The sequence below is a fragment of the Caballeronia glathei genome (assembly GCF_000698595.1).
Classification (GTDB): domain Bacteria; phylum Pseudomonadota; class Gammaproteobacteria; order Burkholderiales; family Burkholderiaceae; genus Caballeronia; species Caballeronia glathei.
Window position 1 is genome coordinate 90848 of the sequence record NZ_JFHC01000015.1, and the last position, 23009, is coordinate 113856.

At 62.3% G+C, this 23009-nt stretch carries 22 protein-coding genes; 12 read left to right on the plus strand and 10 right to left on the minus strand.

The features are described 5' to 3' along the window. Window positions 1-5 precede the first annotated feature (5 nt). The 7 genes from BG61_RS12405 to BG61_RS12435 all read right to left on the minus strand — a co-directional run bounded on the left by BG61_RS12405 (window position 6) and on the right by BG61_RS12435 (window position 7888). Window positions 6-1019: a zinc-binding dehydrogenase gene (locus BG61_RS12405; RefSeq protein WP_035925709.1), complete on the minus strand. Its 1014-nt coding sequence runs from the start codon at window positions 1017-1019 to the stop codon at window positions 6-8. A gap of 102 nt (window positions 1020-1121) precedes the next feature. Continuing rightward, window positions 1122-1931, minus strand: coding sequence for an ABC transporter permease (locus BG61_RS12410; RefSeq protein ID WP_035925706.1), 810 nt, complete (start codon window positions 1929-1931; stop codon window positions 1122-1124). Between the two features lie 10 nt (window positions 1932-1941). Then, window positions 1942-2721 (minus strand): ABC transporter ATP-binding protein, encoded by a 780-nt coding sequence (locus BG61_RS12415; RefSeq protein ID WP_035925704.1) that lies wholly within the window; start codon window positions 2719-2721, stop codon window positions 1942-1944. After that, the gene (locus BG61_RS12420; protein WP_035925702.1) at window positions 2718-3461 is read right to left on the minus strand and encodes a GntR family transcriptional regulator; all 744 of its coding nucleotides are present in this window, start codon (window positions 3459-3461) and stop codon (window positions 2718-2720) included. The genes BG61_RS12415 and BG61_RS12420 overlap by 4 nt, the downstream gene beginning before the upstream one ends. Window positions 3462-3640: 179 nt before the next feature. Next, window positions 3641-4690: a porin gene (locus BG61_RS12425; protein WP_035925699.1), complete on the minus strand. Its 1050-nt coding sequence runs from the start codon at window positions 4688-4690 to the stop codon at window positions 3641-3643. Between the two features lie 886 nt (window positions 4691-5576). After that, the gene (locus BG61_RS12430) at window positions 5577-6518 is read right to left on the minus strand and encodes a helix-turn-helix domain-containing protein (RefSeq protein WP_035925697.1); all 942 of its coding nucleotides are present in this window, start codon (window positions 6516-6518) and stop codon (window positions 5577-5579) included. Window positions 6519-6685: 167 nt separating this feature from the next. Next, the gene (locus BG61_RS12435; protein WP_035925694.1) at window positions 6686-7888 is read right to left on the minus strand and encodes a porin; all 1203 of its coding nucleotides are present in this window, start codon (window positions 7886-7888) and stop codon (window positions 6686-6688) included. 318 nt (window positions 7889-8206) lie between these two features. Between BG61_RS12435 and BG61_RS12440 the strand changes: the two genes are divergently transcribed. The 3 genes from BG61_RS12440 to BG61_RS12450 all read left to right on the plus strand — a co-directional run bounded on the left by BG61_RS12440 (window position 8207) and on the right by BG61_RS12450 (window position 12139). Continuing rightward, on the plus strand, window positions 8207-9514 hold the full coding sequence (locus BG61_RS12440) for an MFS transporter (RefSeq protein WP_035925691.1): 1308 nt from the start codon (window positions 8207-8209) through the stop codon (window positions 9512-9514). A 94-nt stretch (window positions 9515-9608) separates the two neighbouring features. Then, entirely contained in the window at window positions 9609-11066 is a 1458-nt protein-coding gene (locus BG61_RS12445; RefSeq protein ID WP_051672456.1) for a spinster family MFS transporter, read from the plus strand. Window positions 11067-11170: 104 nt separating this feature from the next. Further along, window positions 11171-12139 carry a PDR/VanB family oxidoreductase gene (locus BG61_RS12450; RefSeq protein ID WP_035925688.1) on the plus strand — a complete coding sequence of 323 codons (969 nt, stop codon included), beginning with the start codon at window positions 11171-11173 and terminating at the stop codon, window positions 12137-12139. Between the two features lie 13 nt (window positions 12140-12152). On the opposite strand, the gene BG61_RS12455 is transcribed toward BG61_RS12450, so the two are convergent. Further along, window positions 12153-13073, minus strand: a complete 921-nt coding sequence (locus BG61_RS12455; RefSeq protein WP_035925685.1) for a LysR family transcriptional regulator — start codon at window positions 13071-13073, stop codon at window positions 12153-12155. A gap of 162 nt (window positions 13074-13235) precedes the next feature. Between BG61_RS12455 and BG61_RS12460 the strand changes: the two genes are divergently transcribed. From BG61_RS12460 to BG61_RS12470, 3 genes are read left to right on the plus strand one after another with little or no spacing between them, the layout of a single operon-like run. Next, window positions 13236-14519 carry an aromatic ring-hydroxylating oxygenase subunit alpha gene (locus BG61_RS12460; protein WP_035925682.1) on the plus strand — a complete coding sequence of 428 codons (1284 nt, stop codon included), beginning with the start codon at window positions 13236-13238 and terminating at the stop codon, window positions 14517-14519. Then, window positions 14516-15016 (plus strand): aromatic-ring-hydroxylating dioxygenase subunit beta, encoded by a 501-nt coding sequence (locus tag BG61_RS12465; protein ID WP_035925680.1) that lies wholly within the window; start codon window positions 14516-14518, stop codon window positions 15014-15016. The genes BG61_RS12460 and BG61_RS12465 overlap by 4 nt, the downstream gene beginning before the upstream one ends. A gap of 60 nt (window positions 15017-15076) precedes the next feature. Continuing rightward, on the plus strand, window positions 15077-15451 hold the full coding sequence (locus tag BG61_RS12470; protein WP_035925677.1) for a tautomerase family protein: 375 nt from the start codon (window positions 15077-15079) through the stop codon (window positions 15449-15451). 12 nt (window positions 15452-15463) lie between these two features. On the opposite strand, the gene BG61_RS12475 is transcribed toward BG61_RS12470, so the two are convergent. Beyond that, window positions 15464-16939 carry a PAS domain-containing sensor histidine kinase gene (locus tag BG61_RS12475; protein ID WP_035925674.1) on the minus strand — a complete coding sequence of 492 codons (1476 nt, stop codon included), beginning with the start codon at window positions 16937-16939 and terminating at the stop codon, window positions 15464-15466. A 223-nt stretch (window positions 16940-17162) separates the two neighbouring features. On the opposite strand from BG61_RS12475, the gene BG61_RS12480 reads away from it, so the two are divergent. Genes BG61_RS12480 through BG61_RS12500 form a run of 5 tightly spaced genes read left to right on the plus strand, consistent with a single transcriptional unit; the run spans window position 17163 to window position 21173 of the window. Continuing rightward, entirely contained in the window at window positions 17163-18332 is a 1170-nt protein-coding gene (locus BG61_RS12480) for an acyl-CoA dehydrogenase family protein (RefSeq protein WP_035925671.1), read from the plus strand. A gap of 33 nt (window positions 18333-18365) precedes the next feature. Then, window positions 18366-18743 (plus strand): hypothetical protein, encoded by a 378-nt coding sequence (locus BG61_RS12485; RefSeq protein ID WP_035925668.1) that lies wholly within the window; start codon window positions 18366-18368, stop codon window positions 18741-18743. A 4-nt stretch (window positions 18744-18747) separates the two neighbouring features. Then, a complete protein-coding gene (locus tag BG61_RS12490) occupies window positions 18748-19266 on the plus strand; it encodes a nuclear transport factor 2 family protein (RefSeq protein WP_035925861.1) in 519 nt (172 codons plus the stop codon). Continuing rightward, window positions 19263-20399 carry an amidase gene (locus BG61_RS12495; RefSeq protein WP_035925666.1) on the plus strand — a complete coding sequence of 379 codons (1137 nt, stop codon included), beginning with the start codon at window positions 19263-19265 and terminating at the stop codon, window positions 20397-20399. The genes BG61_RS12490 and BG61_RS12495 overlap by 4 nt, the downstream gene beginning before the upstream one ends. A 30-nt stretch (window positions 20400-20429) precedes the next feature. Continuing rightward, window positions 20430-21173, plus strand: a complete 744-nt coding sequence (locus BG61_RS12500; RefSeq protein WP_035925663.1) for an SDR family NAD(P)-dependent oxidoreductase — start codon at window positions 20430-20432, stop codon at window positions 21171-21173. A 4-nt stretch (window positions 21174-21177) separates the two neighbouring features. Here BG61_RS12500 and BG61_RS12505 read toward each other — a convergent pair whose 3' ends face one another. Beyond that, entirely contained in the window at window positions 21178-21810 is a 633-nt protein-coding gene (locus BG61_RS12505) for a response regulator transcription factor (protein ID WP_035925661.1), read from the minus strand. A 289-nt stretch (window positions 21811-22099) separates the two neighbouring features. On the opposite strand from BG61_RS12505, the gene hpaC reads away from it, so the two are divergent. Then, on the plus strand, window positions 22100-22639 hold the full coding sequence (gene hpaC / locus BG61_RS12510) for a 4-hydroxyphenylacetate 3-monooxygenase, reductase component (RefSeq protein ID WP_035925658.1): 540 nt from the start codon (window positions 22100-22102) through the stop codon (window positions 22637-22639). The last annotated feature ends 370 nt before the right edge of the window (window positions 22640-23009 follow it).

The following is a 23009-nucleotide window of genomic DNA, read 5'->3' on the forward strand; positions in this document are numbered from 1 at the left end:
TTCATTTAAGGGGTGACGACGATCTTGCCAAGCACTTCGCGGTCGCGAATCATGCGCAGCCCTTCCGCGGCTTGTTCCAGCGGCAGTACCTTGTCGATCTGCACCGCGATCTTCTTGGTGCGGATGAGTTCCATCAGCGCGGCCAGGTTGTCGTCATAGAAACTGTTCGAGCCGATCACGCGGATCTCGAAGCTCCAGATGTAACGCAGGTCTTCCTTCGGGTCGTGTCCGGCGGTCGCACCGCACACCAGCAGACTGCCGCCGCGCTTGATGCATTTGAGCGACGGCACCCATGTGTCACCACCGGTAAAGTTGATCACGACGTCGGCGCCGCCCTCATAGCTTCGGCGCTGCGGCTTGCCGTATTTCTCGATCACCCACTTCGAGAAATCCGTGTCCCGATAATTGATGACGTGATCGGCGCCGAGCGCCCTCAGCCGCTCCGCCTTGTCGGCGCTGCCTGCGGCCGCGATCACTTCCGCCCCAAGCATCTTGGCGAGCACCACGCACCCGGTCCCGACACCACCGCTCGCGCCCAGAATCACCACGCGATCACCGGGCTTGATAGTGTTGTGCGTGACCAGCATCCGGTGCGCCGTGCCGTATGCAACAGGCAGCGACGCTGCTTCCTCGAACGTCACTCCATCCGGCATGGCGATCAACTGATCCGCGCTGACGAGGCAATACTCGGCCATGCCACCGTCGAGCATTTCGCCCATCAGGCCTTTCTTCTTGTTGAGCGGATTGACGAGCACGCGCGCGCCGACCGACCAGCCTTCGACGTTATCTCCGAGTTCCACGATTTCTCCGGCCATGTCCAGGCCGATAATGACGGGAAGCGGGACCTTGATACCGGGCATTCCCTTCACGGTGAAAACGTCGTGATAGTTGAACGACGACGCGCGCACCCGAATGACTACATGGCCGGGCGTCGCCTTTGGCATCGGCCGCTCGCCGACATGAAGCTTATCGACGTCACCGTGCTCGGAGAGGACCAATGCTTTCATCATGCTACTCATATGTACTCCTATTTTATATAACTGTAAAAACAAACCACTGCTTCAAGCATTTGACAAAATCATTCAGATAGCGGCATCGACATCGACGCGCCGCGATGCAATTCAGGCACGCCTCTTCCAGCGAAAAAGATGGTTCTCGAGCGGCTTCAGGATGCCGTATTCGAGCATCACCATCAGCACGACCATCGTCAGGGTCCATGCAAATACCTGATCGGTTTGTACGAGGTCCGCGGCCTGACGAAGCCTATAGCCAACGCCGTTCGACGAACCGATCGTCTCCGCCACGAGCGACACGCGCCAGCCGAAGCCGAAGGCAAGACGCGCGCCGGAGAAGAAGTACGGCAGCACGGTGGGAAGATAGATCTTGCCCATCACCTTGGCGCGCGACATCTGAAAACTGCGCGCCAGCTCGACGTATTCGGCGTTGACGCTCTGTGCCCCCTGCCATACGTTCGTGAGAATCAGCGGCATCGCCTCCATGAATACGACGAAGACCGTCGTGCCGTTCGAGATGCCGAACCAGATCAGCGCAAAGATGGCCCAGATGGCGGCCGACACGGTGTTGACCACAGACAACACCGGTTCGAAGTAGTTACCGAGCCGCCGGTTCGAGCCGAGCAGGATGCCGAGCGGTGTGCCGACGATCGCCGCCAGCAAAAAGCCCGCGACGACGCGATACAAAGTGATGCCGAGATCCTCGGCAAAGGTCCCGTTGGCGATCAGTTCGGTCAGTGCGCTCCAAGTCTTACCCGGTCCCGGAAGAATGAAGGCGGGAACGCGTTGAGCCGCCAGCCACCACAGCAGCAGGAACACAGCGAGGAGCGAAAGACGTTGTCCGGCCATCCTCGCGAAGCCGTTCATGCGACCGGATCGCGCGAGAAAGCCAGTACTCGTGGCGGGGAGTGAAGCCATAACATCTTCCTCAAATTAAGGCGCGCACGCGGCGCACCGTTTCGGCGACCTCGGCCGCAAGTGGATCACGCGGCCGCGGCAGATCGATCACGAGCGACTCGCGAACACGCCCGGGCCTCGGGCGAAGAACGACTATCTTGTCCGCCAGCACGATGGCTTCTTCCACATCGTGCGTGACGAACACAACGGTCATCTTCAACTGCTCGCGGATCCTCAAAAGTTCCTCATGCATCTGCGAGCGCATCTGCGGATCGAGCTTGGAGAACGGCTCGTCCATCAACAGGATGTAAGGCTTGACGACCAGGCTCCGTGCAAGGGCCACGCGGCTGCGCATGCCGCCGGACAATTCGTGCGGATATGCGCTTTCGAAACCCTCGAGACCTGTCATCTTGAGCGCGGCGAGCGCACGTTCTCGCCGTGCGGCGGCGCTGAGCGATCCGGCCTCCAGACCAAACTCCGTGTTCGCCACTATCGTGCGCCATGGCAGCAGGCGATCTTCCTGGAACATGTAGCTGATCACGCGCGTGTCGAGGGACGGCTCGCTCGCAACGCCGTCTATCCGAACCTCGCCCTGATCCGCCCTTGCGAGCCCCGCGATAATGTTGAGCAACGTGCTCTTTCCGCAGCCCGACGCGCCGACAATCGCGAGCACCGAACCGGACGGCGCCGTGAGACTAATGTCTTCGAGCACCGCGAGCTTCCCGAAGTGCTTCGATACGTGCGTGACTTCCACCGCATTGCGCACAAATGGTGGTTTGGCAAGCATGGCAGGAGTGAGAATCGCGTTCATCGCGTGCCTCGCAGCGGAACGATCGGCGCACCAGCGTGCGTATCCCTGAGGCTTGCCATCACCTTCTCCATCGTCATATCGCGGAACGTGGCCACATGCCGGTGCGCGATCTGCTCGGCGCGCTTGCCGTCACCGCTTGCCAGCGCGGTGATCATCGACGTGTGATCGTGCCGAATCTCCGGCTTGGTGTTCTGCACACCAAAGCCCAGCGCAACGAGGCGCGCCATCTCGTTGAGCAGCCCACCTAGCATGCGGACCAGTCGCGTGTTACCGGAACACTCCGCGATGGCCATGTGGAACGCCGCGTTCGCATCCATAAAGATGCCGATGCGGCTGCTGATGCCGAGCGACGTGTCGTCGTTGCGGCACGCGCGCTCCAGTCGTTCCAGCAGTTCGATGTTCGCCTTGCCCGCGGCAAGACGTGCCGACAGGGGTTCGAGTTCCAAGCGAAGCGCGAAGACCTCTTCGACGTCCTTGAGCGTGATGGGGGTCACCACGTATCCCTGACGTGGCACGATGCGCACGAACCCTTCCTGTGCAAGACGCTGAAGCGCGACCCTGCAAGTCGCCTTGCCGATACCGTATCTGGCGGTCAGCGCGCTTTCAGTCAATGTCGCGGCCGGTTCCAGCGCGCAGGACAGGATGTCCTGACGGATTGCAGAACATGCGCGCTCGCTGAGGAGTTTCGCTTCGTTAGAACAGTCGATCAATTCCACCGCCGGAGCTGCTGGATCCTTCACGACACCTCTCCTTAGTCTCGTAAGCTGCTCACGGTGTTAGTCGTGGGCAGGCGATGAGTAAACTTAGAGCAGCCATTAAAAAAATGCACGAAAAAAAATCTATATTCCTGGGCTGTTCAGTCAAGACGTTGGTACGACTCGTCGCGCTGGATCCTCGATTTCGTTCGACTCACCCGCCTTCAGAACGAATGCTGAATTCCGATCTGAGCACCAGTTACCCCCTCTCCACGCGCAGGCGTGTTGGGCGTAATCGGACCGTTGGCCATCAACGCGTAGGTGGCGCCATGGCGATTGACGAGCCGCTCAACTGTCCCGTATAAGAGCGTGCGCTTGCTCAAGCTGTAGAACGCTCCGAGGCTGACTTCGCCTGCGTTGTTCTGCTGACCCGAACTATCCTGCGCGTATCCGACGCCTCCAACCACGCGCAGCGCGGGCGTGAAGCGGTAGCCTGCGGACAGCTCGTAGACGCTGTGGTATTTGCCCTCGACGTTGGTCGCCGTGTTGGAGCCGAGGTTGTTACCGCGGTAATAGCCGAAGTACCACGTCATTGCACCGAACTGGTAACTGCCGCCCGCGAATGTCGTCTTCGTGTTGATCTCGCCATTCGCGCCGTTCTGCTCCGCATGGCTGACGCCGAGGTACAGGGGACCGCGCTGATACTCGATGGATCCCACGTACGCGTTCAGCGCGTCGTGCGGTGACGTCTTTCCTCCCAGGCTGACCCCGGCGGAGAACGTAAATCCTGCTACGTTCGGCGACCAGTAGGTGATCATGTTGTCGTAGCGAAAAGCGAAGGTCGACGCGTTGTGGAGAAACGAGCCATACGTGCCGCCAGAAAACGCGTCGAACTTGCCGTGCATGAGCAGGAGTGTCGAGTTTTGGCGCCCCAGGCGCACTTCACCATACTGCGAACCAAGCCCGACCCACGCGTTACGGCTGAACGCGAGTGTAGGGTCCGTCGCCGCACCGGAATTCGTGAGGATGCCATTCTCAAGGTCGAAGGTAGCGTGAATACCCCCGCCAAGGTCCTCGCTTCCCCTTATCCCCACGCGGCTCGCAGAGAGGCCGCCGCTTTGCATGGCGGTCTGCGCGCCCTTTCCGCCTGCGTTTGTATATCCCACGTATGTGTCGAGGATCCCGTACAACGTCACCTCAGCGCTTGCAGGCGTCGCAAGAACGGCACTTAGTGCAACGACTACTGCGGAACAAGCCAAGACCGGATTTTTCATGACGGATTCGAGTTCGCGTGAATGTTACCAATCGGATACCTAAGCATATATAAAATCAACTTGCGGTCGACTTCGGCCCCAACGCAATTGCGCATCGTGAACAAGGTCAACGCGCATATCAGGATTAGCAAATCGTGAGGTGCTCACAGAATATCTGTAAGCCACCGACGAATGGACTTTAGAACGACAAAAATGAGAAGCGCAACAAGTATTTCTGAACATCTCACCCGTGAGATGCTTACGCGCCGGGCGATCGAATGGCGTCCGCGTTCGAATAAATCCGCAGATCGCCGGAGATCGACATGCTTCCGCGAAGGAGGCGAACATCGCGCTTGATCGTCAGGGAAACTACCGGACGGGCTGGGATTTTCACGCACCGCTGTCGCTTAGGGTCACGATGCCTGCCCCCATTCATGCGACCCTGAGTGCGCCGCGGTGCGTGCGGGCAAGCGTCGGATAAGCCTCGAGGAAATAACGGAGGGGTCCAATGCGTTTTGGCGTCGCGCGTGCTTATGGGGCAGCTTAAGAGCGATCGAAGACCGACTGCTCCCCGGTCATTGGGAAAAGTGACTCGACGCAACCAAAGAGCGCCTGCACGCGAAGTAGGTTCGCGAGGTCAGGGCCTCGACGGACGGGCTTGGAAGGTTTGACTGATTCGGCGCGCCACGGATAATTGCCCGTCGCTAGTGGAATGAGGCAAATTGCGAATCCGCGCTTAGGTAGCCACCACGCTTAGGGGATCAAAGCTCATTCCCGGGCCCGTCGCTTCCTGCATGACCGCGACGCAATATAACGCGGTGCGCGTGAACAAGAGCATTTAACAGGCGATCGAATTCAGAAAAAAGTGGCCGCGACGCGGTAGACGGCATAAGTCGAGCTTTACAGATTAGCGAGCGCGCAAAGTCTGCGAAGGAAGCTCGCCGAAATGGTTTCTGTAGTCGCTCGCAAAATGGCCTAGGTTCCAGAATCCCCAGCGCATGGCCGCTTCGCGCACCGGGACGTCACGTTGCGATGTCGTGGTGAGCAGCCGGCGAACCTGCGCGAGCCGCACCCCACGAAGATAAGCGATGGGGTTCATCTGAGTGACTGACTGGAAGCTGTTCTGTATCGTGCGCCGGCTCACGCGCAGCGTCGCACAGAGATCCATAATGGACACCGGCTGCTCGGGCTGCGAAAGCACGAGCTCATGGCTACGCTTCACGATTTCGGACCGACAGGCGTGGGTCAACCGGTCCTCACGATCTGGCACGTGGAGTGTCAGCAGTTCCAGAAGGCTCTCGGCCACCGCATTCGCGAAGCGATGCTCGGCCTCGGGACCGGCATGTTCCGTGGGGCTTGCGAGCACCGCTTCCACGGCCCCCACGATGCGCCTTCCCATTCGCGCGCCAACTGCTGCCGGAATGGCCAGAACCTGTTGAGCGTGCGCGTCGCCCGGCAAGTCAAAGCCTTGTGCATCCGCGATCGTCGCGAGCAGACCCGAATCGATGGCGATCCCGAGCAACGACATATCCGGTGGCGAATGAAGCAGAAACTCGCCAGCACCGCCGCTGAAGATCAACGCGCTTTGATCGATCTTCACGCCCTGAAACGACAACGGCGCGCCGCTGCCGAGCACGAGGCCGAATGTGGCGCGGCCCGGTGGCAATCGTCCGCGCTGAACCACACGAACACTCGCGGATTCCTGAAAGACCTGCACGCCGTCTGCCGAGACCTGCTTGACGGTGCTATGAAAAGCGCCAGCACCGACCTGGTCGTACCGTTGATCCCAGCCCGACAACGCATACGCATGCCGATCAGCATCCTCAAAAGTTTCATGGCTCACGTACATGGCCTCTCCTTGCGATGCGCTTCGCTCTCGATGGCGTCTTCGGCGCTTCGACGCGACTGCCTGTAAGCGCGATTCTCCGGACGACCGCGCGCGACACTCACATGCACGATTGCGAAATGTGCGCGAGCGTGTATGAACAACGCCCGCGTGCTCTTTACATGACCGCTTTAGAACTTGTGCCGGATCCCCACGCGAACCGTGCTCTGCCTGTCGCTCGTGGACGGCGACAGGTTGTTGATCGCGGCCACGGCCGCCGTGCCGGTCGAATCCGTGCCCGATGCCTGTTGATACACTCCGATCAAATAGACGTCCGTTCTCTTGGACAGGAAGTAATCCGCCCCGATCGCGCCCTGGTAATACTTCGCGCCCGGATTCGTGCCGCTGGCCGACTCCACATCGCTGCCTTTCGCATAGTCGAAAGACGCGCCGAGCAACAGCGCCGGCGTGAGCTGATACTTGAAATTCACTTCGACGTTGTTGAAGTTCGCATTGCCGGTATAGCCGCGTGGATTCGGTCCGGAGGCGACCGTGTCGCCGAGGTTCCTGAACTGGATATTGGAATACGTTGCGCCGAGCGTGGCCGCGCCGAACGAGTATGCGGCGCCCGCCGCCGCCACCTGATACGTACGCGCCGACGCGTAACCGCTGTACACCGGCGATGAAATGAAGTTCGCGCCGGCCGCCGCCGCCGTGCTCGCGCCGTTATCGCCGAAGAAGCCTACGTTCGGATTGCGTGCGTTGAGGTAGCCCGCGCCAACGGTCAGCGGACCGTTCGCATAGCCCGCGCCGAGCGACCACACCTGATTGCGCGACACGTCGCCGGCCACACCGCCGAGGCTGTACACGCCGCCGAATGTGAAGCCGCCGTAGTTCTTGCTCGCGTACTTGATCGCATTATTCACGCGATACGCGTTGTTGAGGTTATCGAGGTCTCCGGGGTGCGCGGCAAGATAGCCGCCCCACTGCGTGCCGGATTCGAACGGGCCGACGTAGTCCACGACCGAATCGTATTGCCGACCGAGTAACACCGAACCATACGCGCTCGACAGGCCCACATACGCCTGACGGCCGAACATCAGCCCCTCCGTGCTGCCGCGGTTCTTCTGCCCGAGCGAGCCGTTGTTCAGATCGAAGCCATTCTCGATCACGAACAACGCCGCGAGGCCGCCGCCGAGATCCTCCTTGCCGCGCAAGCCCCAGCGGCTCGCCTGCATCACGCCGCTCGACATGTTGAAGAGATTGTGGCCGCCGGCATTCGAAGTCCAGTTGAAGCCATCGTCGACGATACCGTACATCGTGATGGCGCTCTGTGCCTGTGCCGCGCCTGCCACCGCCAGCAGTGCGATCGATGCACCCATGGTGAGTCTCATACGTCCGATTCCCTTTTCTTAAGCGTTTTTTGATTGAATGGCGCAATGAGGGCCATTGCGGGGATGGTTTTGTATGGGCGCAAGTCTGAGGTCACGAATTCGGTGCGACAAATCAGCCAAAAGCGTGGGTGTCGATAAGCGCGACTTATCCGGCTGCTGCGCATGGCGCGTATCCATGCGTGACGGATATCCACCGCACTGATAACGGCCCTGCTTTTCGGCGAATTTGACGCCGAAACCTGTCGCATCGACACTGCCTGCCGTGCGAAGCCTTTTGCATGAGGCCGCACAGCCCCGTCCCCTTCAATGCGAGCACACATGGCTTCCGTTCATTCCTCGACCTCCGTTGAGCGCAACGTGGCGACCCCGGATCGCGCCCTCAATCGAATCGTTGTTGCTTCCGTGGCCGGCAATGCGATGGAGTGGTACGACTTCTTCGTCTACGGCACGGCGGCGGCGCTCGTGTTCGGACAGTTGTTCTTTCCCGCCAACGCCGACCCGCTCATCGGCACGCTCGGTGCGTTCGCGGCCTTCGCAATGGGTTTCGTCGCGCGGCCGCTCGGCGGCATCGTATTCGGGCATATCGGCGACCGCTACGGGCGGCGCGCGTCGCTCGTGTGGACGCTTCTCATCATGGGATTCGCGACTTTCGGGATCGGCTTGTTGCCAACCTACGACCATGTCGGACTGTGGGCACCGGCCGCACTCGTCGCGCTGCGGCTCCTGCAAGGCGTCGCATCCGGCGGCGAATGGGGCGGCGGCGTGCTGATGATCAGCGAGAACGCACCGCCCGAGAAGCGCGGCTATTACGCCGCATGGAGCCAGTTGGGCGTGGGCGGCGGCTTCGTGCTTTCGGCGGCTGCGTTCCTCGCCGTGCAGGCGCTGCCGCACGAGCAGTTCATCTCATGGGGATGGCGTCTGCCTTTTCTCGCCAGCATCCTGATCTTCGCGCTCGGCGTGTATATCCGTCACAACCTGCCCGAGAGCCGCGACTTCGAAACCGCCGAGCGAGCGTGCAAGACGTCGCACATGCCGGTCATCGAAGCGATCAAACGCCACCCGAAGGAAATCCTGATGGCGATGGGCCTGCGCGTCGCGGAGAACGGCGGCGCCTACATCTTTCTCGCGTTTTCGCTCGTCTACGGCAAGTTCGCCGGCATCCCCAACTCGACGATGCTCATCGGCGTGATGCTGGCGATGATCGTCGAAATGGCGGCGATGCTCGCATGGGGCAAGCTTTCCGACCGCATCGGCCGCAAGCCCGTGTACATGATCGGCGCGGTTTCGCTGGTCGTGATGGCTTTCCCGTTCTTCTGGCTGCTGAACACGCATTCCACGCCGCTCATCTGGCTCGCACTGGTAATCGGCACTGCCGTCTGCCATGGCGCGATGATCGGCACGCTGCCGGCGCTCGTTGGCGAACTCTTCAGCACCGAGGTGCGCTATTCCGGTGTGGCGCTCGGTCATGAAGTCGCGTCGATCTTCGCAGGCGGCCTTTCTCCGCTGATCGCCACGGCACTGCTGTCGCGCTATCACGCCTATTGGCCGGTGTCGCTGTTCCTCATCGCGCTCGGCCTCGTCACCGTGGTGACGTTGAAGTTCACGCACGAAACGCGTCAAAAGTAACCGCCTCTTCCTCTTTCCCCCTGACCCGACTACTTGCATTCGCGCAGGGGTTGCCAGCGCGAGTGCTTTCGCGCACCCATACCGGAGACAAAGGATGAATCCGCCGAACGCAGTGAAGCCCGAACGCAAGCGCTACGCCTACGAATGGTACGTCGTATTGATCTGCATGCTGGCGTACGTGTTCTCGTTCATCGACCGTCAGGTTCTCGCGCTGATGATCGAGCCGATCAAGCGTGACCTCCATCTCACGGACACGCAATTCAGCCTCCTCCACGGCTTCGCGTTCTCGCTCTTCTACGCGGTGATGGGCATGCCGCTCGCCTATCTCGCGGACCGCTTCGCGCGTCCGCGCATCATTGCGGGCGGCATCGCGCTCTGGAGTCTCGCCACCGCCGCGTGCGGAACGAGTCAGAGCTTTGCGCACATGTTCGTCGCGCGCATGAGCGTGGGCGTGGGCGAAGCGGCTCTTTCGCCGGGAACGTATTCGATGCTCGCGGACCTCTTTCCGAAATCAAAGCTGGGACGCGCGGTGGGCATCTACTCTCTCGGCTCGTTCATCGGTGGAGGCATCGCGTTTCTCGTCGGAGGCTACGTGATCGCACTGCTCAAGCACGCGACCGTCTTTACGCTGCCCGTGCTCGGCGACGTGCGCGCGTGGCAGATCACGTTCTTCATCGTCGGCTTGCCGGGCCTTCTCATCGCGCTCGTCTTCAAGCTGACCGTGCACGATCCGGCGCGCAAGGGTCTCGCGCAAGACGGTACCGGGCACGTCAAGCGCGTGTCGATGGGCGATTCGCTGCGCTTCCTCGCGTCCCATCGCAAAACGTTCTTCTGCCATTACCTCGGCTTTTCTTTCTACGCGATGGCGCTCTACTGCCTGATGAGCTGGACGCCCGCGTTCTACATGCGCCGGTTCGGCCTCTCTCCCGTCGAAGCCGGCTATACGCTTGGCACGGTGATGCTCGTCGCCAACACCGCGGGCGTGTTCTGCGGCGGCTGGTACAGCGACTGGCTGCTGCGCCGCGGCCGCGCGGACGCCCCGATGCGCGCAGCCTGCATCGGCGCCGCCTTCATGTTCGTACCCGCGATCGCCTTCGCGCAAACCACGAGTCTCAACGCTTCGCTCGCGTGGCTCGTCGCGGCAATGTTCTTCGCGTCGTTCCCGTTGCCCACGTCGGCCACGGCAATGCAGATGCTCGCCCCCAATCAGATTCGCGCCCAGGTCTCGGCGTTGTTCCTCCTCGTCTCCAATCTGATCGGGCTCGGGCTCGGCACGACCGTGGTCGCGCTCATCACCGACAAGGTGTTCGGCTCGCCGCTGGCGGTCGGCCATTCGATGACGGCCGTGAACGCGCTTGCGACCTCGCTCGCTGCCGTGCTGCTCTTGTTCGGATGCAGGCACTTCAGCGCGAGTCTCGAACGCGAAGAGCGTCATTCGCGTGTGAGCGCCGAAACCGCGGAAGCGCCGGAAGCACCGGAAACGCCGGAAACGCCGGAAACGCCGGAAACGCCGGAAGCGACTCTGCCACGTGCAACGCAAGCGGCACAGTAAATAAACTGCGCCGATGTACCCCACGATTTTTAATCGATTTAACTTATTCGATCGACGGCGCTAACCTCGATATATCGTCCCCAAGATACATACTGGAAGGCACCATGCAAGCTCAAACCCTAAAAGTCCGGGTCGACGCCTTGCGCGAGGAAGCGCACGGCGTCCGGTCATTCAGCATCTCGCGTCTCGACGGTCTGCCGTTCGAGCGATATGAGCCTGGAGCGCATATCGATGTCGTGGGCCCGTCCGGCATCACGCGTCAGTACTCGCTGTGCGGCGATCCCGAGTGCCGTGATTCGCATGTATTCGCGGTCAAGAAGGAAGCTCAGTCGCGCGGCGGCTCACGCTGGTTGCACGACGATGTGGGCGTCGGCACCGAACTGTCCATCGGCGCGCCGCGCAATCTGTTCCGGCTGGAGGAAAGCGCGGGCGAGCACATCCTGATCGGCGCGGGCATCGGCATCACGCCGTTGCTGTCGATGGCGTATCGGCTCGTGGCACGCAACGAGCACTTCACGCTGCACTATTTTGCGCGCGGCGAGGCCCATGCAGCCTTCATGACGCTTCTCACGCAAGCGCCGTTCGACCGGCATGTGAAGCTTCATTTCGGCGTCAAGCGCGAACAACTGCAAGCCGAACTCGACGCCTGCCTGCGCGAAGCAAGCTCCAACGCGCATGTCTACACCTGCGGCCCCGCCCTGTTCATGGATCGGGTCGTCGAAACCGCGCAGACGCACCTGCCCGCCGATGCCATTCATCTGGAACGCTTCAAGGCCGAGCACACGCCCGCCGCCAATGCCTCGCCGGAAAGCTTCGACGTGCAGCTCGCGAGCACCGGACAGACCGTGCATGTCGATGCGAACACATCGATCGTGGACGCGCTCGCCGCCATCGGTATCGAGGTGGATACCTCTTGCGGCGAAGGGGTCTGCGGCACCTGCATGGTCGACGTGGTCAGCGGCGAACCCGAGCATCGCGACCATTGCCTGAGCAACGCGGAACGCGCGAGCAACAGCGTGATTTGCTGCTGCGTCTCGCGTTCGCGCTCTCCGGTGCTCGTGCTCGACCTCTGACGCACCAGCAAGCTCACATCTTCTCGAAGCCCGCGAGGATGTCGGTCATGAGACCCCGCATCCACGCAATGCCTTCGTCTTCGTGAAAATGCTCGTGCCAGTGCATCGTCACGGCTGCTTTCGGCAGCGGCACGGGCAGCGCATAGATGCGAAACGCGTCGCCGCGATTGAGGATATGCGCGAGCCTTTCAGGCAGCGTCGCAACTAGATCCGTGACGGCGAGCACGCCGGGCACCGCGACGAAATGCGGCAGCGCGAGCGCGATATTGCGCCCCACGCCCTGCGCGCGCAGTGCATCGTCGAGCGCATGATGGCTATGTTCCAGCGAGCGCACCTGCACGTGCGACGCGGCCAGAAACTGATCGAGGCCGATGGTGCTGCCGGCGGGCAGGCCTTTGCGCTTGCGCGTCATGCATACGTACGCTTCCTCGAACAGCAGCGCATGGCACGTGCGCGGCAATAGCGACGGCAGATTGCCGATGGCGAAGTCGAGTCGGCTGGAGCGGAGCGCTTCTTCGATTTCCTCCACGGGTAGCGGTTCGACGAAGAGCTTCACGCGCGGCGCGGCATCGTGCAGGGCGGCGCAGATCGCTGGCAAATACGCCATTTCGCCTGCGTCCGAAAGCGACAGGCGGAAGGTGCGCGTGCTCGTCGCCGCATCGAAGCGTTCCGCATAGCGCAAGGCTTCGCGCACCGTATCGAGCGCGCGGCCGACAATTCCCGCGAGCTCCAGTGCGACGGGCGTGGGCTGCATGCCGGTGCGCGTGCGGATGAAGAGCGGATCGTCGAACAAGGTGCGCAAGCGTCCCAGCGAATAACTGACCGCGGGTTGCGACAACGCCAGGCGTTCGCCCGCCTTGGTGAGGCTCCGCTCCTCCACGATAGCCTGAAACACGCGCAGCAGATTGAGGTCGACGTGGTCGATGGAAGTCATGGTGAAACTCTCGAGATATCAGTCGAATTTATCGCGCAGACGTTTTTTAATCGATTTGACGCATGATCTTCGTAAAGCGAGACTGATGTCAACGAGAGGATGTGCTGATCTGTTGACTGCCATCCTCGTGTTGCGCCGATCAACCTACCCCCACATCGACAAATGAGTACGCCGACCTACCAAGCCATCGATACGAGCGCGCTCGGCAAGCGCGCGCAGGCCGACCGAATCGCGCCCTCCCTTTATTACGACCGCGACCTGTTTGAGGTCGAACTCGACCGCATCTTCTACAAGACGTGGATATGGGTCGCCCATGAAAGCGAATTGCCGAAGCCCGGCGATTTCGTGACGACGACCATCGGCCGCCAGCCCGTGATCGTGGTCCGTGACAAGACCGGCGCGGTGAACGTGCTGCAAAACCGCTGCCGACACCGCGGCGCCACCGTGTGCGAAGAGCACAAGGGCAACGCGAAGGGCTTCACGTGCCCGTACCATAGCTGGTCCTATGCACTGGACGGCACCCTGCGTGCGCTGCCCTACGGCGACGGCTACGAAGGCGTCTGCGAGAAAGGCGATCTGCCGCTCAAGAAGTTGCGCGTCGGTGTCTACCAGGGCCTGATCTTCGCGAGCTTCAACGAGACGATCGAGCCGCTGGAGGATTTTCTCGGCGGTGCGAAGCCGTGGATCGATCTCTTTATGAAGCAAGGCGCGGGCTATCCGATCAAGGCCAACGGCGAGCACAAGTTCAAGTTCAAGGGCAACTGGAAGATTCAGCTCGAGAACACCACCGACCTTTATCACTTCCCGGTGGTCCACAAGTCGTGGATGAAATCCATCGACGATGAAACCGCCGCGGCGATCACGAGTTTCATGACGAGCGATCAGGCCTTCTGCCGCTCGCTCGGCAACGGTCATAGCCTCGCGGTGCTGGTCCCTGAGATCGTCGATCTGGATCAGGACGACGGCGCACCACTGCCCGAGCGCTTCAACGAACTGGCGGCACAACTCGCCGAACAGCACACGCAGGAAGAAGTGCGCCGCATCGTGCGCTCGCTGATGGGCGTCGGCTTCAACCTGAATCTCTTTCCGAACCTCGCGCTTTCCATGGCGTTCTTCCGCGTGCTGCGTCCCATCTCGGCGGACGAGACGGAGATTCGCCACGTCGCGCTCGCGATGGACGGCGGCCCCGAGGAAGCGAATCGCGTGCGTCTGCGCATTCACGAGCATTTCCAGGGCCCGTTCGGCTTCGGCAGCCCCGACGATGCGGAGGCCTGGGAACGCGTCCAGCGCGGCTCGCACGCCGGGCCGGATGTGCCGATCCTCGTGAATCGCGGCCTCAATCGCGAAACCACCGCTCCGAACGGAGAAAAGACCGCGCACGCCACGGACGAAACCGGCATGCGCGAAGCCTACAAGCAATGGCGCGCAATGATGGAGCAGGCATGATGGATAACCTCAACGCACTCTTTTCCCAGCAGACCTTCGCGCGCGCGATCGAGTTCATCTGGCGCGAGGCCGAGCTGCTCGATCGCCGCGACTATCGTGCGTGGCTCGATTTGTGGGAGCCGTCGGGCTTCTATGTCGTGCCGATCGACCCGAACACGACCGACTTCGCGGCAACGCTGAACTACGCGTACGACGATCACGACATGCGCGAAAAGCGCGTGCAGCGCATGACATCAGGTTATTCGGCGTCGGCGTCCGATGCAGCGCGCACAGTGCGGACCGTGTCGCGCTTCACGCTGTCGAGCGATAGCGCGGACCTCGTCGAAGTAAAGTCCTCGCAAATCATCATCGCGTACAAGCGTGGCGTGTCGACCATCTTCGCCGCCGATCTCGCGCACAAGATCAGCGTGGCAAGCGGCGAGCCGCGTCTCGTCGAGAAGGTCGTCCGCCTGATCGATTCGACCGAAGCACTGAGCGCGATCGGCTTTTTGCTTTGATGTTCAATCGCACATCGGTGCTTGCGAGCGCCGATGTGCGTTTCCCGGTGACACGCCATCATGCCGACACTCGAAGTCCACCTGCCTCAAGGTCATGCCGACGAACGCAAGGCAACGCTGATCAGCGGCCTTACCCGGGCGACCGTCGACGCCATCGGAGCGCCCGCCGAATCAGTGCGCATTCTGCTTTCCGAGCTGCCCGCAGCAAACATCGGCCTTGGGGGCAAGCAAACGCCGTCCGCGCTGCCGGTCATCATCGCGATCCTGATCGCGGGCCGCACCGGTGCGCAGAAGGAAGCCCTCATCGCGCATTTGTCGGAGACGAGCGCGTCGATACTCGAAACACCGCTCGATGCCACACGCGTGATGATCAAGGAAATCCCCAACACGGACTTCGGCATCGGCGGTCAGACGGCGCGCGCCCTCGGCCGCTGACTCAGCATGCATTTACGGGCGCGGCGAGAGCGGCAAGGCGAAGCAGCATTCGAGGCCGCCCGTTTCGGGGCGCCGTGCCCAGATGCGCCCATCATGGCGCGAGACGATGTTCTTGCACAACGACAAGCCGATGCCGTTGCCGCCAGCCTTCGACGAAGAGAAGCCGTCGAACAGGCGTTCGAGCGCATCGTCAGGCACGCCTGGGCCGTTGTCGATCACGTGCACTTCGGCTGCGACGCCGTTCATCGACGTAGCGAGCGTGACGGTGCCGCCGGTCGTCTTCGCCCCGGTCAACGCTTCGACCGCGTTGAAGGCCAGATTCAGTATCACCTGGCCGATCAGCACGCGCTCACAACGTATCGGCAACGGCTTGTCGCACTGCTCGATCTTGACGGCCACGTCCTCGTCGCGCGCGCGCAGTTCAATGAAATACGCGACATCGGCCAGCACGTCGCGCAAGTCCGCTTGCGTTTCCGCGGGTTTGCGCTTCACGATGAACTCGCGCACGCTCTTGATGACATGCGCCGCATGCTCCGCCTGGCGATCCGCGGCGCGCAGGCCCCAGATCGCGCTCTCGACCGCATTCGGCTGATTCAGGCGCTGGATCGCGCCTTCGATGAAGTTGCGAATCGCCGCGAGCGGCTGGCTCAACTCGTGCGCGATAGCCGTCGCCATTTCGCCCATCGCGTTGTAGCGGCCCGCGTATTCGAGCATGCGGGCCTCGACGCGGCGCGCTTCCTCCATCGCGATCTCGTCGCTGACATCGCGGAAATGCACGAGCACGCCGTTCAGCTCGTCGTCGATATTGACGCGCCTGCACGTGATGCGCAGCCAGCGCTCCACGCCGTCGCGCCGTGTGATGCGATAGCGCTGCGCTGGTGTCGAATGGCGGCTTGTCGCACCGCGCAACTGTGCAACGAGGCGGTCTCGATCCGCTGGAATGCAATAGTCGAGCGCCGTGCCCAGCCAAGCACCGGGCGCGAGGCCGAGCACGCGCCGCCCCGACTCGCTGATGTAGCCGGCCTTGCCGCGCGGCGTGATAACGGCGACGCCCTCGCCGAGGTCCTGCATGTATTCGCGCAAGCGCGTCTCGTAGCCGCGCAGCTTATGGCGCATCGCGTCCTCCGCGCTGATGTCGCGGAACTGCACCATGACAACCGCGCGCTCGCACAGCGGCACAAACGTAGCGACGGCTTCCGAAAGCATGTCGACGCCCGCGCGCGAGCGATAGCACCATTCGTACGATTGCGGCCCTTGTGTGATCGACCGATCCATCGCGCTCACGGCGATCTCCCGCCGGTACCTGAGGTCGTCGCGCGTCATGTCGTGGGCCTTGAGCGGAAGCAGTTCGTCGACCGTAAAACCCAGCGCGACGCACGCCGCGCGATTGGCCCACACGATGGCTTTCGTGCGCGCATCGTGCAGCAGGACGCATTGATTGAGCGCATCGAGCAGGAGGCGGAAATCGGCTTCGGCGGGAAATTCCATGATCGGAAGCGGAGCGCACATGAATTCAAGACCTAACCATAGCATCGGCGCGCACGACGCGCCCCTAAAGATTTCTTTAGCGAGTCGGGATGCTTCACTGAAGAACACGCTCTCCTTCCCAATTGTTTCGCTTTTTTCGTGCTTCTAGACTGGCATCGACGTGTGCAATGCAACGCACTCCATCCCTTCATTGCCGCCATTCGAACAAACAGGAGACGTCTTCATGTCCGCAACCGCCCTCGCCCGCAACGACGATTACGCCATTCAAACCGACGCGCTCGCGCTCGACGACGTCATCGCGGAAATCGCGCAGCGCCGTGAGGAATTCGAACGCCTGTCGCACGTTCCGCGCGACGTCATCGCCAAACTCAAGCGGGCGGGCATCTATCGCGCGGCTACGCCCAGGCGCTTCGGCGGCGATGCGCGCGCACCCGGGGAATTCCTTGCGATGATCGAGCGCATCGCAACGGCCGACGGCTCTGCCGCATGGGTCGCGAGCTTCGGGTCGGCGAATCTTTATCTCGCCGCCCTGCCGCTCGCGACGCAGGCCGCCATCTACGCGGGCGGACCCGATCAGGTGTTCGCAGGGGGACTCTTTCCCGTGCAGAACGCCGCGCCCGAACCGGGTGGCTATCGCGTGAACGGCACGTGGAGGTTCGCAAGCGGCTGCAAGGGCGCAGACTGGCTCGGTGTGGGGATCGGCACTGGAAAGCCCGGTGAGGCCCCGGGAAAGCCACGCACCGCGGTGTTCAGACCCGAGCAGGTGGAGATCGTCGAGGACTGGAACGTGGTCGGCATGCAGGGCACCGGCAGTCACGATCTGCGCGTGACGGACCAGTTCGTCGCCGAGGACTGGACCTTCGTGCGCGGCGGTGCGTCCACGGTCGATGAGCCGCTCTATCGCTATCCGACCATCGCTTACGCGGCGCAAGTGCTTGCCGTGGTGAACCTCGGTCTCGCGCGCGCGGCGCTCGATGTCGCGAACCACATGGCGGGCGGGCGCAAGACAACGACTGGCGCACCGCAGCTCGCCGATCGCGCGTACTACCGCATCGAACTTGCGAAGGCCGAGGCGCAACTGCGCTCCGCACGGGCGTTCTTCTACGAATCCACCGACACCGTATGGCAGTCGATCCTCGCGGGCAACGACGTGACCTCCGAGCAAGTGAGCCTGTTGCGCCTGTCGGCCACGCAGATCGCGCGTGAAGGCGCGGACGTGGTGAACCGCGCTTATCGCCTGGGCGGCACGATTGCGATCTATCGCACCCATCCGCTGCAACGCCTCATGCGCGACGCCATGGTCGTCACGCAGCACGCATTCCTCGGCGAAGGCAACTACGACGGCGCGGGCGCCGTGTTCGTCGGTGTGCCACCGATTCCGGGCTATCTCTAAGCCCTCTCCATTGCATGAAAAGGACCTTACTTCATGAGCGACAATCGAACTCTTCCGTTGCGCGTGCTGTTCTGCTGCGGCGTCACGCAGAACTTCTTTGACTTGCCGCGCGAGCAGATCGGCGAGGTGTGGCAAGCGTACGGCAAGATGCTCAGTGCCGTCGAAGCGATGGACAACGTGCGCCTGCTGGGCGTGATGGACGACGACCGGCTCGTCGTCGGACAGTCGGACGGCGCGCCGTGGACCTTCTACATGATGGCGGACGTCGCCGATTTCGACACCGCCGTGGCCGTCTGCAATCTGTATCGCACGACGCCTGTCGGCGAGTACAACCTGTGGCGCTATGGCAAGATCGAAGCGCGTGTGGGCCGCGCGTTGACCGTTCCGCCCGCCGTCTCCAGCAATGCGTGACGTCATGAGGCCATCGATCATCGAGGCGTTGCAGGCCCGCGTCGCCGCGCTGGAAGCACAGAACGCGGTGCGCAGCACCATCGCCCGCTATATGGCGCTGTGCGACGTGCCCGCACATGCGCTTGCGGGAGAAGCGCTCGCGGCGCTCTTCACCGAAGATGCCGTGTGGGAAGGCATCGGTCCGCAATACGCGCACAAGTTCGGCCGCCTGGAAGGGCCGGAGCGCATCGTCGAGATGTTCCAGCGGTATCTTCCGCCCACGCCGCACTTCGCCACCAACGTGCACTTCCTGACGTCCGAGCACATCGAGGTCGAAGGCGGCACGGCGAAGGGCCGCTGGATCATGCTCCAGGCCTCGGGTTACGTCGACGGGAAAGCGGAATTGATTTCCGCGCGCCTGGAAGTCGATTTCGCACCGGCGCCGCACGACCGAGGCCCTGAATGGCTGATACGGCACTTCCGCACCGAGCGGCTCTTCGACGCGCCCTGGCAAGTCAACCCACGAAAAGGAATCACTGCATGAGCGCATTCATCAGCGAATTCGATCTGCACACGCGCGCGGCGGCCGATGCGCCGACAATCGCCATCAAGGACAGCATCGATATCGCGGGCTATGCGACCACGGCCGCATGCCGCGCGCTCGTGGACCAGCCGGTGGCCGCTACGCATGCCCAAGTCGTGCAGGGATTGCTCGATGCGGGCTGGCGCATCAACGGCAAGACCAACATGCACGAACTCGCGTTCGGCATGACGGGCATCAACGGCTTCACCGGCACGCCGAAAAATCCGCAAGACGCCGCACGTATCCCCGGCGGGTCGTCGAGCGGTTCGGCTTCCGTCGTCGGCCTCCGTCTCGCCGACGCCGCGCTCGGCACGGATACGGGCGGCTCCGTGCGCGGCCCGGCCGCATGCTGCGGAGTGGCCGGTTTCAAACCGACGTTCGGGCGCGTGTCGCGCGACGGCATCACCCCGAAGGAGACAACCCTCGACTGCGTCGGCCCGTTCGCGCGCGAGATGCGCGTGCTGATCGACGTAATGACGGCCATCGATCCCACGTTCGATACACGCACCGCACGCGCGAATGCTTCGAAGTCCACAGTCGGGATCGTTGAGGTGCAGGCGGATGCGGGCATCCCGAACGCGATCGAATCAGCCGTGTACCGCGCCGACTTCGTCTCGCGCAAGGTCGAACTGGATGCGATGACGGACGCGTTCGCCGCGGGCCTCGCCGTCATCAATGCGGAGACCTGGCGGGCGTTCGGGCATCTCGTCGACACGGGCAAGCTCGGTGCGGATCTCGTCGCGCGGCTGCGCGCAGCGTCGAACACCACGTCCACCGATCTCGAAGCGGCTGAGCGCGTTAAACGAACGTTCACGGCGGCGGTAGAGCGCGCGCTCGAAGACCTGGACGTGCTCGTGCTGCCGACCCTGCCCGCATTTCCGATCACCCTGGAAGCGGCGCGCGCGGGCACGTCGGTCATCGCGATGTCGTCACTGATTCGGCCCTTCAATCTCAGTGGCCATCCGGCGTTGAGCATTCCGGTGCCGGTTGCAGGATCCGCGCTCAAGGCGGGCTTGCAGATCGTCGGGCGCAAGGGCGCAGACGAGAAGGTCTGCTCCGTCGCCGCTCATCTGGAAGCGGCGCTTGCTGCATGAAAACCAACACGCCCAAAGGAACTGTCAGTCATGTCGAATAGAGTCGTGCTCATCACGGGTGCTGCGCGCGGCCTGGGCGCTGTCGTCGCCCGGCGCTTTCATGAGGCGGGTTACAAGGTCGCATTGGCCGATATCGCCGTCGAGGCCGCGAAGACGCTCGCGCGCGAATTGAGCGAGGATGGGACGAGCGCATGTGCAATCAAGCTCGATGTCTCATCAAAAGCGGACTTTGAAGCAGCGCGCGATGCGTTGCTCGAACGCTGGGACGCAATCGATGCGATCGTCAACAACGCGGGAGCGTCGAAGGTCATCCCCGTGATGGAGATCACGGCTGAGCAATTCGATCAGGTCATCGACATCAACTTGCGCAGCGTCCTGTTCGGCTGCCAGGTGTTCGGCCAGTACTTCGCCGGTCGCGGCGCGGGCCGCATCGTCAACATCGCTTCACTCGCGGGGCAGAACGGCGGCTCGGCCACCGGTGCGCACTATGCCGCCGCCAAGGGCGGCGCGATCACGCTGACCAAAGTATTCGCGCGCGATCTCGCGCCACACGGCGTGACCGTCAACGCCATCTCTCCGGGGCCACTCGATCTGCCGATCGTTCACGAGAGCGTGCCCGCCGACAAGCTGCAGAAAGTGATCGCGGGCATTCCCGTGGGCAAGCTCGGCTCGGCTGCATACATCGCCGACGTCGCGGTGCTGCTCGCTTCGGCCGATGCGTATTTTGCCAACGGCGCATGCTGGGACGTGAATGGCGGCCTCTACATGCGCTGACGCATCACGCCTGATTGTCGCCTGGCGGACTCCACACTTCGAGCACGTCCCGCACGAGCGCCGCGATGGACGCCGCACCGAGCTTCTCCTTGATGCTCGCGCGATGCACGTCCACGGTCTTCACGCTGATCGACAGATCGGCGGCGATGCGCTTGCTGCCCTTTCCTTCGATCACGCCGCGCAGCACTTCCTTCTCGCGCGCCGTGAGCGACTCTACGCGTTCGCGGAGCTCGCGCTGGCGCTTATCCTTCGCATGGCGCTGCGTTGCCAGTTTCATGGCGCGCTGTACGCGCTCGAGCATCTGCTGCGAGTTGTAAGGCTTCTCGACAAAGTCGATCGCACCGTGCTGCAAGGCACGAACCGACATCGGAATGTCGCCGTGTCCGCTCACGAAGATGATCGGCAAGGTCGCGCCGAGGCGATTCAGTTCCGACTGCACGTCGAAGCCACTCGATTCGGGCATCCGCACGTCGAGCACGAGGCAAGCGGGCGTGTTCACGTCGAACGCGCTCAGGAACTCCGCCGCGCTCGCAAAGCCCTCCGACTTCACACCCACCGATTCGAGCAGCCAGGCGAGCGAGGTTCGCATGCCATTGTCGTCATCGACGATATACACCACCGGAGCGGGAGAGTTCATTGCGATGGCTCTTTCAGTACAGGCTCGCGGGGACCACGCGCCCCGTGGGGTTCGCAGTCGCGCGGCCAGGTCGTCATTCTTCTGGAACTTCATGATAACCAGCCGAAACGGACGAGGAAAGTCCCTTTCATGGCTTCGCAGTCGGTAAATCCTTTAGTGCGCTTGGTGACGATGCCAGGCGCAAGGGCGAATCATGCGGATTTTATTCGTCTGTTACGACGCGTACGCTTGAACCGCAACGTGACAGATAGCATTAGTACACATCGAGCATCGAACCGGAGACCTCCCTATGTCCGCCACGCATCATGAAGCCGCACGCCCCGAGATCGACCCTACCCGCAAACAGTTTCGCCAGGCGATGGCGCATCTGGGCGCAGCCGTCAATGTCATCACCACAAACGGTTCGGCCGGCCGGTGCGGGATCACGGCGAGTGCCGTGTGCTCCGTGACCGACGCCCCTCCGACGCTGCTGGTGTGCCTGAACCGTTCGAGCGCAATGCACGCCGCGTTCGTTCGCAATCGCCGTGTCTGCGTCAATGTCCTGCCCGGTCATTGCGAAGAAATCGCGCAGCATTTTGCGGGTCTCACGCAATTGTCGATGGCAGAGCGTTTCTCGCTGCCGTTATGGGATGAAGGCTTGCATGGCGTGCCCGTCTTGCGCGATGCGCTGGCGAGCCTGCAAGGCAGCATCGTCGAGGCGAAGGACGTGGGATCGCATTCGGTGATGTTTGTTCAACCCGACGTCATTCGCATGCGCGACGATGGCGATGCGTTGATTTACTTCGGACGAAACTTTCACCGTATTCCGCGTGTGGTGGTGGAGTCGTAGCAACCTCGGAGGACCATCCGATGTTATTCGGTGGCAGATCAGCGCCATCTTGCTGCGGCAACCGCTGATTCTGGAGCGCATGTGGGCGCCCGTTGGCAATCGCCACGGGCCCGAAAAAAACCGCCACTGCTGTTGCGAAAGAAGCCAGGACGCCTACCGTGAAGAAGGACGCCGCGCTTTGCATCGGGCACGGCCCGTAAAAACGCCCCTCACTGTCACAGTGGAGGGGCGTTTTGCTTTCAAATGCGATGCGGAACGTATCCAGTCATCGCCCCGCTACACCGCTGTCTGAGCGGCGCCATTCTCGGGCTTGGCCATCGTCTCCGGCACGACAGAGGCAACAGGTGGGGTGAGCGCTTTCTTCGCAGCA

What these genes read in the sequence shown, in the direction of transcription:
- BG61_RS12405 (WP_035925709.1), bottom strand. Translation starts at nt 1,019, where the DNA reads ATGAGTAGCATGATGAAAGCATTGGTCCTCTCCGAGCACGGTGACGTC.
- BG61_RS12410 (WP_035925706.1), bottom strand. Translation starts at nt 1,931, where the DNA reads ATGGCTTCACTCCCCGCCACGAGTACTGGCTTTCTCGCGCGATCCGGT.
- BG61_RS12415 (WP_035925704.1), bottom strand. Translation starts at nt 2,721, where the DNA reads ATGAACGCGATTCTCACTCCTGCCATGCTTGCCAAACCACCATTTGTG.
- BG61_RS12425 (WP_035925699.1), bottom strand. Translation starts at nt 4,690, where the DNA reads ATGAAAAATCCGGTCTTGGCTTGTTCCGCAGTAGTCGTTGCACTAAGT.
- BG61_RS12430 (WP_035925697.1), bottom strand. Translation starts at nt 6,518, where the DNA reads ATGTACGTGAGCCATGAAACTTTTGAGGATGCTGATCGGCATGCGTAT.
- BG61_RS12435 (WP_035925694.1), bottom strand. Translation starts at nt 7,888, where the DNA reads ATGAGACTCACCATGGGTGCATCGATCGCACTGCTGGCGGTGGCAGGC.
- BG61_RS12440 (WP_035925691.1), top strand. Translation starts at nt 8,207, where the DNA reads ATGGCTTCCGTTCATTCCTCGACCTCCGTTGAGCGCAACGTGGCGACC.
- BG61_RS12445 (WP_051672456.1), top strand. Translation starts at nt 9,609, where the DNA reads ATGAATCCGCCGAACGCAGTGAAGCCCGAACGCAAGCGCTACGCCTAC.
- BG61_RS12450 (WP_035925688.1), top strand. Translation starts at nt 11,171, where the DNA reads ATGCAAGCTCAAACCCTAAAAGTCCGGGTCGACGCCTTGCGCGAGGAA.
- BG61_RS12455 (WP_035925685.1), bottom strand. Translation starts at nt 13,073, where the DNA reads ATGACTTCCATCGACCACGTCGACCTCAATCTGCTGCGCGTGTTTCAG.
- BG61_RS12460 (WP_035925682.1), top strand. Translation starts at nt 13,236, where the DNA reads ATGAGTACGCCGACCTACCAAGCCATCGATACGAGCGCGCTCGGCAAG.
- BG61_RS12465 (WP_035925680.1), top strand. Translation starts at nt 14,516, where the DNA reads ATGATGGATAACCTCAACGCACTCTTTTCCCAGCAGACCTTCGCGCGC.
- BG61_RS12470 (WP_035925677.1), top strand. Translation starts at nt 15,077, where the DNA reads ATGCCGACACTCGAAGTCCACCTGCCTCAAGGTCATGCCGACGAACGC.
- BG61_RS12475 (WP_035925674.1), bottom strand. Translation starts at nt 16,939, where the DNA reads ATGGAATTTCCCGCCGAAGCCGATTTCCGCCTCCTGCTCGATGCGCTC.
- BG61_RS12480 (WP_035925671.1), top strand. Translation starts at nt 17,163, where the DNA reads ATGTCCGCAACCGCCCTCGCCCGCAACGACGATTACGCCATTCAAACC.
- BG61_RS12485 (WP_035925668.1), top strand. Translation starts at nt 18,366, where the DNA reads ATGAGCGACAATCGAACTCTTCCGTTGCGCGTGCTGTTCTGCTGCGGC.
- BG61_RS12490 (WP_035925861.1), top strand. Translation starts at nt 18,748, where the DNA reads ATGAGGCCATCGATCATCGAGGCGTTGCAGGCCCGCGTCGCCGCGCTG.
- BG61_RS12495 (WP_035925666.1), top strand. Translation starts at nt 19,263, where the DNA reads ATGAGCGCATTCATCAGCGAATTCGATCTGCACACGCGCGCGGCGGCC.
- BG61_RS12500 (WP_035925663.1), top strand. Translation starts at nt 20,430, where the DNA reads ATGTCGAATAGAGTCGTGCTCATCACGGGTGCTGCGCGCGGCCTGGGC.
- BG61_RS12505 (WP_035925661.1), bottom strand. Translation starts at nt 21,810, where the DNA reads ATGAACTCTCCCGCTCCGGTGGTGTATATCGTCGATGACGACAATGGC.
- hpaC (WP_035925658.1), top strand. Translation starts at nt 22,100, where the DNA reads ATGTCCGCCACGCATCATGAAGCCGCACGCCCCGAGATCGACCCTACC.